This window comes from Myceligenerans salitolerans (genome assembly GCF_017349295.1).
GTDB classification, from domain to species: Bacteria; Actinomycetota; Actinomycetes; order Actinomycetales; family Cellulomonadaceae; genus Myceligenerans; species Myceligenerans salitolerans.
The window spans coordinates 1-277 of record NZ_JAFMPK010000010.1 but is presented as its reverse complement, the minus strand read 5'-3'; the positions used below and the strand labels follow the sequence as shown (position 1 = coordinate 277).

Genomic DNA, 277 nt, shown 5'->3' with positions numbered 1-277 from the left:
GTGATGAGCTGACTCTGGCGTCGTCCGGGGTGTCGGTCGGGACGCGGTACGTGGAGGTGTTCGGTCCGGACGGGGAGCGTGTGGACTCGGCTTTCTCGTCGAGTTCGTCGGATGTGTTCAACGTGGATCCGGTGCCGGTGTCGGGGACGTACAGGGTGGTGGTGCGTCCTACGTCGCCGGCCACGGGGTCTGCGACGTTGACGGCGTCGTTGCCTGCCGACGTGGGTGGGTTGAGCTTGACCGGTGCGTCGACGGAGTTCGTGGTGGGGCGTGCGGG

The 277-nt window shown here is 67.5% G+C and carries 1 protein-coding gene; it reads right to left on the bottom strand.

What is annotated here, in order from left to right; genetic code table 11:
- The coding region (locus J0911_RS01395; protein WP_207273614.1) for a hypothetical protein at window positions 1-277 on the bottom strand (277 nt) is incomplete at both ends.